At 64.4% G+C, this 10,230-nt stretch carries 8 protein-coding genes; 5 read left to right on the forward strand and 3 right to left on the reverse strand.

Annotation, left to right across the window (positions count from 1 at the left end; all coding sequences use genetic code 11):
- Positions 1-32: 32 nt before the first annotated feature.
- Both GJ695_RS08575 and GJ695_RS08580 read right to left on the reverse strand, forming a co-directional pair.
- A complete protein-coding gene (locus tag GJ695_RS08575; protein WP_154363792.1) occupies positions 33-3,551 on the reverse strand; it encodes an indolepyruvate ferredoxin oxidoreductase family protein in 3,519 nt (1,172 codons plus the stop codon).
- A 165-nt stretch (positions 3,552-3,716) separates the two neighbouring features.
- A complete protein-coding gene (locus tag GJ695_RS08580) occupies positions 3,717-4,646 on the reverse strand; it encodes a LysR substrate-binding domain-containing protein (protein WP_154363794.1) in 930 nt (309 codons plus the stop codon).
- An 87-nt stretch (positions 4,647-4,733) separates the two neighbouring features.
- Here GJ695_RS08580 and GJ695_RS08585 point away from each other — a divergent pair, with 87 nt between their 5' ends.
- Positions 4,734-5,957, forward strand: coding sequence for an HD-GYP domain-containing protein (locus GJ695_RS08585; protein WP_154363796.1), 1,224 nt, complete (start codon positions 4,734-4,736; stop codon positions 5,955-5,957).
- Between the two features lie 5 nt (positions 5,958-5,962).
- Here GJ695_RS08585 and GJ695_RS08590 read toward each other — a convergent pair whose 3' ends face one another.
- Positions 5,963-7,006, reverse strand: a complete 1,044-nt coding sequence (locus GJ695_RS08590; protein ID WP_154363798.1) for a GGDEF domain-containing protein — start codon at positions 7,004-7,006, stop codon at positions 5,963-5,965.
- A 265-nt stretch (positions 7,007-7,271) separates the two neighbouring features.
- On the opposite strand from GJ695_RS08590, the gene GJ695_RS08595 reads away from it, so the two are divergent.
- The 4 genes from GJ695_RS08595 to cpaB all read left to right on the forward strand — a co-directional run.
- Complete coding sequence (locus tag GJ695_RS08595) at positions 7,272-7,448, forward strand: Flp family type IVb pilin (RefSeq protein WP_154363801.1); 177 nt, start codon at positions 7,272-7,274, stop codon at positions 7,446-7,448.
- 61 nt (positions 7,449-7,509) lie between these two features.
- Positions 7,510-8,040, forward strand: coding sequence for an A24 family peptidase (locus GJ695_RS08600; protein WP_154363803.1), 531 nt, complete (start codon positions 7,510-7,512; stop codon positions 8,038-8,040).
- An 83-nt stretch (positions 8,041-8,123) separates the two neighbouring features.
- Entirely contained in the window at positions 8,124-9,488 is a 1,365-nt protein-coding gene (locus GJ695_RS08605; protein WP_154363805.1) for a DUF8689 domain-containing protein, read from the forward strand.
- Positions 9,485-10,230 (forward strand): Flp pilus assembly protein CpaB (gene cpaB / locus GJ695_RS08610; protein ID WP_154363807.1); only part of this gene is annotated, 746 nt, incomplete at its 3' end. The genes GJ695_RS08605 and cpaB, both read left to right, overlap by 4 nt.

Consider the following 10,230-nt stretch of genomic DNA (forward strand, 5'->3'; position numbering starts at 1 on the left):
TTATATGACGTTTACGTTAACGTCAATGCACGTCAAGCTGCATGCCGTTGCGTGAATTGCGCCAGCAGGCGGGCTTTCTCGGTACGGAAGGTGGCCACAGCCTTTTCCTTCACGTGGCCGAAGCCGCGCACTTTCTCGGGCAGCGTCGCCAGTTCAACCGCCGTCGCGTGGTTATCCGCGTTCAGCTGGCCGATCAGCGCCGTCACCATGTCGCGATACTCGCCAATCAGCGCGCGCTCCATCCGGCGCTCTTCGGTGTAGCCGAAAACGTCGAACGCGCCGCCGCGCAGGCCTTTGAACTTGGCCAGCAACTTGAAAGCGCTCCACATCCACGAACCGAATTCCGCTTTTACCAGATGGCCCTTGGCGTCCTTTTTGGCGAACATCGGCGGCGCCAGGTTGAACTTCACGCTGAAGTTGCCTTCGAACTGCTGCTGCAACTGCTCGACAAAGCGGCCGTCGGTGTACAGGCGCGCCACTTCGTATTCGTCCTTGTAAGCCATCAGCTTGAAGTAGTATTTGGCCACAGCGGTGGACAGCTTGTTGCCCAGGCCGAGCGAGGTTTCCTTCGCGCGCACCTGCGCCACCAGTTCCGAGTAGGTGTCGGCATAGGCGGCGCTCTGGTAGGACGTGAGGAACTCCATGCGCTTGGCGACGACATTGTCCAGGCTTTGCGGCATCTGCATGACGATGGCCTGCGCCGGCGTGGCGGTACGCTCGACGCGCTTCAGGTCCACGGCGGCACGGCGGCCCCACAGCAGGCTTTTCTTGTTCGATGCGACGGCCACGCCATTCAGTTCGATCGCGCGCAGCAGCGATTCTTCTTTCAGCGGAATGCGGCCGCGCTGCCAGGCGTAGCCCAGCATGAATAGATTGGCGGCGATCGAATCGCCCATCAGCGCGGTGGCCAGCTTGGTGGCGTCGATGAAGTCCGCCGCGCCGGCGCCGACCGATTCCTCGATCAGCGCGCGCACGTCGGCGGCGGGATATTCCCAGTCGGCGTTCTGTGCGAAGGTGCCTGGCGGCTGCTCGTGCAGGTTGACGATGGCCAGCGTGCGGCCCGGACGCATCTTCGATACCGCATCGGAGGCGCCGGCGGTCAGCATGTCGCAGCCGAGGATGACGTCCGCTTCGCCGGTGGCGATGCGCTGCGCGCGCAGATGCGACGGCGTGCGGGCGATCTTGACGTGCGAAGTGACCGAACCGTTTTTCTGCGACATGCCGGTCATGTCCAGCACCGAAGCGCCTTTGCCTTCGATGTGCGCGGCCATGCCCATCAACGCGCCGACGGTGATCACGCCGGTGCCGCCGATGCCGTTGATCAGGATGTTGTAAGGCTGTTCGCATTCCGGCAGCGTTGGCGTTGGCAGTTCGTCCCAGCCGTCATCGCTCTTCGTGGCGCCGGTCTTGGATTTTTTCAGCGCGCCGCCTTCGACCGTGACGAAGCTCGGGCAGAAGCCCTTGACGCACGAGTAGTCCTTGTTGCACGACGATTGATCGATGGTGCGCTTGCGGCCGAATTCCGTTTCCTTCGGCAGGATGGAGACGCAGTTCGATTGGATGCCGCAGTCGCCGCAGCCTTCGCACACCGCTTCGTTGATGACCATGCGCTTGGCGATGTCTGGATATGCGCCGGTTTTCCGGCGACGGCGCTTTTCGGCGGCGCAGGTCTGGTCGTAGATCAGCACCGAGACGCCGGACACTTCGCGCAGTTCGCGCTGCACCGCATCCATGTCCTTGCGGTCGTGCAGCGACACCAGCGACGGCAGCGCCGAACGGTCGGTGTAGCGCGACAGATCTTCCGTCACCAGTGCGATGCGTTTGACGCCTTCGGCCGCCATCTGCTGCGCGATCATCGGCACCGAGGTCTGGCCGTCCACCGGCTGGCCGCCGGTCATGGCGACAGCGTCGTTGTACAGGATCTTGTAGGTCATGTTGACCTTGGCCGCCACCGCCGCGCGGATCGCCAGGTAGCCGGAGTGGAAGTAGGTGCCGTCGCCCAGGTTCTGGAACACGTGCGGGATCTTCGAGAACGCGGCCTGGCCGATCCAAGGCGCGCCTTCGCCGCCCATGTGCGTGGTCAGCTTGTTGAATTCAGGGTAGATCGAGGTGGCCATCACGTGGCAGCCGATGCCGGCCAGCGCGAACGAGCCGTCCGGCACCTTGGTCGAGGTGTTGTGCGGGCATCCGGAGCAGTAGAAGGCCGGACGGAAGGGCGTGTTGATGGCCTTCTTCAGCACCGCGTCTTTGGCGTCGAGGAAGGTCAGGCGCGCCTTGATCTGGTCGTGGATGTTGGTGTCGCTGATGTAGCGCGCCACGCGGCTGGCGATCACGCGCGCCACCTGCGACACCGAGAAGTCGGCCTTTGGCGGCAGCAGCCATTCGCCGCGCGGCGCGACCCATTCGCCCTTGTCGTCGAACTTGCCGACCACGCGCGGACGCACGTCGTCGCGCCAGTTGTACAGCTGCTCCTTCAACTGGTATTCGACGAACTGGCGTTTTTCCTCAACCACCAGGATTTCATCGAGACCCTGCGCGAATTCACGCACGCTATCCGGCTCCAGCGGCCATGGCATCGCCACCTTGAACAGGCGCAGGCCGACTTTGGCGGCCATGTCTTCATCGATGCCCAGTTCTTCCAGCGCTTCCAGCACGTCCAGGTAGGATTTGCCGGAGGCGATGATGCCCAGCTTGGCATCCGGCGAATCGATGGTGGTGTGATTCAGCTTGTTCTCGCGCGCGTAGGCCAGCGCGGCATAGATTTTATAGTCCTGCATCAGCGCTTCCTGGTTGCGCGCCTGCTGGCCCAATGGCACCGAGGACAGGCGCGCGTTCAGGCCGCCGGCCGGCATCACGAAATCCTTCGGCAGCCTGGTCTCGACGCGGAACGGATCGGCGTCGATCGAGGCCGACGACTCCACCGTGTCGGCCAGCGCCTTGAACGCCACCGCGCAGCCGGAGAAGCGCGACATGGCCCAGCCGTGGATGCCGAGGTCGAGATATTCCTGCACATTGCACGGGTAGAGCACCGGCACCATGCAGGCCGAGAAGATGTGGTCCGACTGGTGCGGCAGCGTGGACGAATACGCGCCGTGGTCGTCGCCCGCCACCAGCAGCACGCCGCCGTGCCTGGCGGTGCCGGCGTGGTTCATGTGCTTGAACACGTCGCCGCAGCGGTCCACGCCGGGGCCTTTGCCGTACCACATGGCGAACACGCCGTCGTACTTCGACTCGCCGATCAGGTCCACCTGCTGCGAACCCCACACGGCGGTCGCCGCCAGATCCTCGTTCACCCCCGGCACAAACTGCACGTGGTGCGCTTCCAGGTGCGGCTTGGCCTTCCACAGGTTTTCATCCAGCCCGCCCAGCGGCGAGCCGCGGTAGCCGGAGATGAAGCCGGCCGTGTTCAGGCCGGAGGCCTGGTCGCGCAGGCGCTGCATCATCGGCAGGCGCACGAGGGCCTGGATGCCGGACAGGAAGATGGTGCCCTGGGTGTTGGTGTACTTGTCGTCGAGGCTCACGGACGTGAGCGAGCTGGTGCCGTCTGGCATGGTGGTGTCTCCGTTTTTGGTATCAGATCGCGCTCAAGCTGGGGGACGCCGGGTGGGCGTGCCAGGCTCAAGCCATGGTGCCGCATTGTTAGCGGCTTACTCCCAGTATGGGCGCGAGTTGACGTATACGGAAATACCGTTTGCCGATGGGGGTATAAGAAAAACTTATATGGGTGTGGCGCCTGGCCACCGGCCTTCCGCGCACAGCTGGTCGCTGACCTGGCGTACCAGTTTGCTGATCGCGGCAGCGGCATTGGTCAGCGGGATGTTGCGTGAAAAACACAGTACGACCGTGCGGGAAATCGCCGGGTCGTGGATCGGCTGTGCGCGCAGCGAACCGCGTTGCAGTTCGTCCAGGACAGGCGCGGACGGCAGCAGCGTCGCGCCCATGTCCGCCAGCAGCGCCGATTTGAGGATGGCGATGGAGTTAATCTCGATCACATTGCCGACGCCGAGGCCGGCCGCGCGCGCCATGCTTTCGATGCGCGGCCGCACGCCATGCTGCAGACCGGGTAGGATCAAGGTCGCCGCCAGCGCCTCTTGCAGCGTAAGTGAGTGCTTGCTCTTGGCGTATGCCGCGTCGCTGCGCGAGATGAATTGCAGTTCCTCCTCGACCAGCGGCGTGGTGCCGAACTGGCCCAGCTGGCCATCGTCGAACAGCACCGCCAGATTGATGCGGCCGGACTTGAGCTGCTCGCCGAGGTTGCCGGTCAGCTCCTCGGTGAGTTGCAAGGTAATCTCCGGATGCTGGGCGCGGCTGGCCGTTAGCAGGGGCAGCGCCAGGGCGCCGGAGATGCTGTGCGGCAGTCCCAGGGTGACGCTGCCGCTGGGGCGTTCGGCCGACTGCGCCACGGCGGACCGGGCGTCCGCCACTTGCTTGAGGATGGCCTGGGCGTGCTCGTAAAAGACCTTGCCGGCGTCCGTGCTGAGGACGCCCTGGGCGGAACGGTGCAGCAGCTGCACGCCCAATTCCTCTTCCAGCTGGCGCAGTTGCTGGGTCAGCGCGGGTTGCGCAACGTGCAAGATGAGCGCCGCGCGCGAGAGCGAGCCGTGATCGACAATGGCAACAAAATAGCGTAACTGACGTAGTTCCATGTAAATTTAAATCCCGGTGGGAAACGTTTTGTTATACTGGATGCATGACGGAGGAACGTCCAGCTCTTCATTTTGGTAGGTACGCGTATGTTAAAGAAAGTCGATTCTTCTCAGCTTAAGGTGGGCATGTATATTCATGACCTCAGCTGCGACTGGATGACCCATCCGTTCGTGCGCAACCGTTTCCTGATCACCAGCTACGACGAAATCCGCAAGATCCTCAACGCCGGCATTCACGATGTTGTCATAGACAGTTCCAAGGGGCTGGATGTACAGGATGCGCCGACCGTGGCCGAAGCGCAAGCCGCCACCGAACGCGAGATCGTCGAAATCGTCGCCAAGGCGCCGGTGCAGACCCGCGTGTCGCTGGGCGAGGAAATGCAGCGCGCGGTGCAGATCCGCCACCAGGCCTCGACCCTGGTGCGCACGGTGATGCAGGACGCCCGCCTCGGCAAGGCCATCGAGCTGGACCAGGTGCAGCCGGTGGTGCAGAACATCACCGAATCGATCCTGCGCAATCCCGGCGCGCTGGTCGGCCTGCTGCGCATCAAGACCAAGGACGATTACACCTTTTTGCACTCGGTGAGCGTGTGTACCTTGCTGGTGGCCTTCTGCCGCTCGCGCAATATGGCGGCCGACATCACCCAGCAAGCCGGCCTCGGCGGGCTGCTGCACGACACCGGCAAGGCGCTGGTGCCGGACGCCATCCTCAACAAGCCCGGTCCGCTGACCGACGAAGAATTCGCCATCATCAAGAAGCACCCGGAAGATGGCTACAACATCCTGAAGCAAACGCCGGAAATCGGTCCGATTCCGCTCGACATCACCCTGCACCACCATGAGCGGCGCGACGGCAGCGGCTATCCGAGCAAGCAGGCCGACGACCAGATCAGCGAATTGGCGCAGATGGCCGCGATTGTCGACGTGTACGACGCGATTACCGCCGACCGCTGCTATCACAAGGGCATGTCGGCCGCCGCCGCGCTGCGCAAGATTTATGAGTGGAGCAAGTTCCACTTCAACCCGCAGTACGCGCAGGAATTCATGCGCTGCGTCGGCATTTATCCGGTGGGCACCATGGTGCTGCTGGAGTCGGGACGGTTGGGCGTGGTGGTCGAGCCGCACGAGACCAATCTGCTGGCGCCCAAGGTCAATGTTTTCTTCCATACCAAGAAGAATGTCTACATCAAGCCGGAAACCATCGATTTGTCGCGCGGACTGGGCTTTGGCGGCGGCGACAAGATCGTCGGCCATGAATCGCCGGCCAAGTGGAACGTCGATCCGATGCGCTTCCTGACCGTGGCGGTCTGAACGGCCTAGAAGAATTCCGCGGTATCGTTGGATTCGATGGCCTGCAGCAGGCCGCCGGTGACCAGCTCGTCGTAGTGGCACACCAGGTTGCGGCCATGGCTCTTGGCGTAGTACAGCGCCTGGTCGGCATGGCCCAGAATGATCACCGGCGCTTCCAGCGCGCTGATGCTGACAAAGCCCACGCTCACCGTCACCTTGCCCACCTGCGGGAAGTCGTGCGCCGCCACGTTCATGCGGAAGCGCTCGATGATTTTCTTGGCGTTGTCCAGGGTGGCCGAGCGCAGCAGCACGACGAATTCCTCGCCGCCGAAACGGAACACGCGGTCCTGCGCGCGGAATGACGAGGTCAGCAGGTTGGCGATCAGGATCAGCACCTCGTCGCCGTACAAATGGCCGAAGCGGTCGTTGACGTGCTTGAAATGGTCGACGTCGACCACGGCCAGCCATTGCTTTTCTTCCTCGCAGTGGGCGCGGCGCTCCGGCTCGCCCGGCAGCGTGACGGCGTCCTGCTCGGTGCTGGCGGCCAGCATCTTGGACAGCTGGTCGTCGAAGGTCTTGCGGTTGAGCAGGCCGGTCAGCGAATCGCGTTCGCTGTAGTCGAGCAGATTCTGGAAATTGCGGTAGACACTGACGATGCCGCCAATGACGTGGATGGTTTCCTTGGTGTACGGCGTCGGATTGACGATTTCCAGGCAGGTATCGGCCTTGTCGCCGAGCCAGATCGGCAGCCACAAGGTGTGCTCGTCGGCCTCGTTGGCGATGTCGGCGCCCGACTCGTGGCGGGCGATGCATTGCGCCAGCGCCGGATAGCGTTCCACCGGATCGCCGGGATGCTGCTGGTCGGAGGTGTCGACCATGTGCGCTGCTTCGCCGTGACGAATCACGGCGCGCGGACGGACGAACACCTTCCCTCTGACAGTTGCCAGGGTCAGCACACGGACCTGACTGGCGCGAGCAAGCTCCTGCACCGCCGAAATCACCGAGATGTCGAGCATCGTGTGATCGCGGTGACCGGTCATGTCCACCATGTGTTTCAGTAGGGAGTCCATTTGCCTTTCCAAAGAACAGCTAAGCAGGATAATAGCTTTTTGCAATCGAAGCAATTCTTGTGTGCGAAAAAAAACTTCCTTTCATGAAGAATGCGACCTTTTTCCGACATTCGCCCCGCCACCTCTTCATCATAGACTAAAAAAGATTCCGCACGGAAAACTTGCGTGACGTCAACTCCCATAAAGCTGCGGTCCGTATAGTGGTACGCAATGGCGCGGACAGCAGGGCGCCAGAGGCCTTTATAACCAACCCAAGGAGTACGACATGAACTCGCTGATTGCAGTTGCAAAAGAGTTTGCGCGCGACGAGGACGGTATCACGGCAATCGAGTACGGCCTGATCGCGACCACCATGGTGGCCGCCGTGGTGGCCGCGTTCGGTGTGCTGGGGCCGGCGCTGAAAACCGCGTTCGACGCGATTGCCGCCCAAATCAAAGCGTAGCAGGCAGTAGCAGGCTTTCCGGCCGCAGTCAGGCTGGAAAGCCTTTCCATGGAGAAACCTCATGCTGAACGCCATCGAAGTGATCCTGATTTGCCTGGTCGCGCAGGCGGCGCTGACCGATCTGGCGGTGCGCAAGATTCCCAATGTGCTGGTACTGAGCGGTCTGCTGCTGGCGCTGATTTTGCACCTGCTCAGCAGTCCGCCCTGGGCGCCGCTGTCTCAGTGGCTGGCCGGCACCGTTGCCGGCTTTTTTTTATTCCTGCCGCTGTACCTGATGCGCGGCATGGCGGCCGGCGACGTCAAGCTGATGGCGATGGTGGGCGGCTTCAGCGGCCCGGCGCTGGCGCTGCAGATCGCCGTGCTGTCGTACCTGATCGGCGGCGTGATGGCGTTGCTGATGCTGGGATGCAGCGGCCGCTGGCGTGACACCGCGCGCAATCTGGGACAGATCTGCAAGCCCTTGCTGTGGCGCCTGCTCGGCATGCCGTTGCTGCCGGTGCCGCTGGCGCCCGCCGCCAGCGTCGGCGGCATTCCCTATGGCGTGGCGATCGCGCTCGGCACCATCGGCGTGGTTGCCTGGACGCATCATTGACCAGGGCTTGCTGCAAGTCAATGTCCCTCGGGCAAGTGGTGGATAGACTGGCTTTCATACCGAACGTGCCTCGCGGAGATAACATGCTTGCCCTGGAACCCCCATCCCCCTACACCCAGCTGCTCGACGCCGAGCCGGACACGCTGTTGCCGCCGCAACCCAAGTCGGTGCGCGACACCGGCCTGACGCAGCAATTGATCGTGGAGCTGATCGCCAAGGCGCTGTACCTGGGCGGCAAAAGCCACCTGCCGGTGCTGATCACCAAACTGCATTTGTCGATCAATGTGCTGCGCGAGGTGCTGGACTTCATGGTGACCGAGCACGTGGCGGAAGTGGCGTGGCGCGGCGAGTCGGACCTCGACGTCCAGTACCAGCTGACCGGCGCCGGCAAGCAGCGCGCCGCCGCGTGGCTGGAGCGCAGCCCCTACGCCGGTCCGGCGCCGGTGACGCTGGAAGCCTATCGCGCCATGGTCGAACGCCAGGCGCTGCATGCGCCGCAGCCCTGCGCCGATGAACTGGCGGCCGAATTCGCCGACGATTTCCTGGCGCCGCCGGTGCAGCGCATGCTGGGCGCGGCCATGTTCGCCGGCCGCAGCGTGCTGCTGTACGGTCCATCGGGCAGCGGCAAGTCGATGCTGGCGCGCCGCCTGGGCGCCTTGCAGCAAGGCCTGGTGGCGGTGCCGCATGCGCTGGTGGTGGGGCAGGACATCGTGCAGGTTTATGATCCGACGCTGCACCGCGCGCCGCAGGCGCACCAGCAGCGCCAGATGCGACAGGCGCCGGAGCGGCGCAGCAGCGATCCGCGCTGGGTGCTGTGCCAGCGTCCGGTGGTGGCGCTGGACGCCTCGCTGGATGCCGAGATGCTGGACCTGCAGCCGGATGCGGCCAGCGGCTGCTATCGCGCGCCGCCGCAGCTGAAGGCCAACAACGGCCTGCTGATCGTCGATGACCTGGGGCGCCAGCGCATGCCGGCCGGCGAGCTGCTGAACCGCTTCGCGCAGGCGCAGGAGCTGGAGCGCAGCGCCCTGTCGCTGGCGGGCGGCTATCACTTCCAGGTGCCGTGCCGCATGCGGCTGGTTTTCGCCACCAGCCTGCCGCCAGCGTCGCTGCTGGATGACGCGGCGCTGCGCCGCGTCGGCTACAAGATTCCCGTGGAGGCGCTGAGCGCCGCCAACTACCGCACGCTGTTCCGCCGGCAGTGCCTGAGCATGGGCGTGGTGTACGACGAGGCGGGCCTGCGCTATCTGCTCGACGAGCTGCACGCGGGCTGCGGGCTGCCGCTGCTGGCCTGCTATCCGCGCGAGATCATCGGCCGGGTGGCGGACTTCGCCGGCTTCATGGGCGAGCCGGCGCGCATCTCGGTCGCGACCCTGGACCAGGCCTGGATCAGCATGTTCGCCGGCGGCCAGACGCGCGCCGACGACGACCTCGAGGCGCGGATAGCATGAAGAACCGGCGCGCACTGCTGATGATGGCGCTGGCCGTCGTGTTCGGCCTGGCGGCGGTGGCGCTGGCCTCGCGCTGGCTGCTGCGGCAGACGCCGGGCGGCGCCAACAAGATCATCGTGGCGGCGGCCGACGTCAGCCTCGGCCAGCGCCTGACGCCGGAGATGCTCAAGCAGATCGAATGGCCGGCCGACAGCCTGCCGCGCGGCGCGCTGAACGACAGCAGCAAGCTGGTTGGCCGGGTGTTGAAAAGCAGCGTGCTGCGCGACGAGCCGCTCAGCGAAGCCAAGCTGGCGCCGGCCGGCACGCTGGGCGGCTTGTCAGCGCTGATCTCGGAAGGCAAGCGCGCCATCACGGTGCGCGTGAACGATGTGGTGGGCGTGGCGGGCTTCGCGCTGCCGGGGAATTTTGTCGACATCATCGTCAACACCCAGTCCAACGACAGCGCCATTTCCAAGATCGTGCTGGAACGGATACTGGTGCTGGCCGTGGCGCAGGAGGTGGGTCGCGACGAGACCAAGCCGCGCGTGGTCAACGCGGTGACGCTGGAAGTGACGCCGGCGCAAGCCGAGAACCTGGACCTGGCGCGCAGCGTGGGCAGCCTGTCGCTGGTGCTGCGCAACCAGGTCGACCCGCGACCCGGCACCACGGAGGGCGCCACCAAGGGCACGCTGCTTGGGGCGCATGCGCAGCCGGCGGCGTCGCCGGCGCCAGCTGCCGAAGCACCGGCGCCGGCCAGGCCGCG

It is taken from the genome of Duganella alba, from assembly GCF_009674495.1.
In the GTDB taxonomy this organism is placed as follows: domain Bacteria; phylum Pseudomonadota; class Gammaproteobacteria; order Burkholderiales; family Burkholderiaceae_D; genus Rugamonas; species Rugamonas alba.

Bases quoted from the DNA above. Each gene is read 5' to 3' on its own strand.
- GJ695_RS08575 (WP_154363792.1), bottom strand. From the start codon at position 3,551: ATGCCAGACGGCACCAGCTCGCTCACGTCCGTGAGCCTCGACGACAAG.
- GJ695_RS08580 (WP_154363794.1), bottom strand. From the start codon at position 4,646: ATGGAACTACGTCAGTTACGCTATTTTGTTGCCATTGTCGATCACGGC.
- GJ695_RS08585 (WP_154363796.1), top strand. From the start codon at position 4,734: ATGTTAAAGAAAGTCGATTCTTCTCAGCTTAAGGTGGGCATGTATATT.
- GJ695_RS08590 (WP_154363798.1), bottom strand. From the start codon at position 7,006: ATGGACTCCCTACTGAAACACATGGTGGACATGACCGGTCACCGCGAT.
- GJ695_RS08595 (WP_154363801.1), top strand. From the start codon at position 7,272: ATGAACTCGCTGATTGCAGTTGCAAAAGAGTTTGCGCGCGACGAGGAC.
- GJ695_RS08600 (WP_154363803.1), top strand. From the start codon at position 7,510: ATGCTGAACGCCATCGAAGTGATCCTGATTTGCCTGGTCGCGCAGGCG.
- GJ695_RS08605 (WP_154363805.1), top strand. From the start codon at position 8,124: ATGCTTGCCCTGGAACCCCCATCCCCCTACACCCAGCTGCTCGACGCC.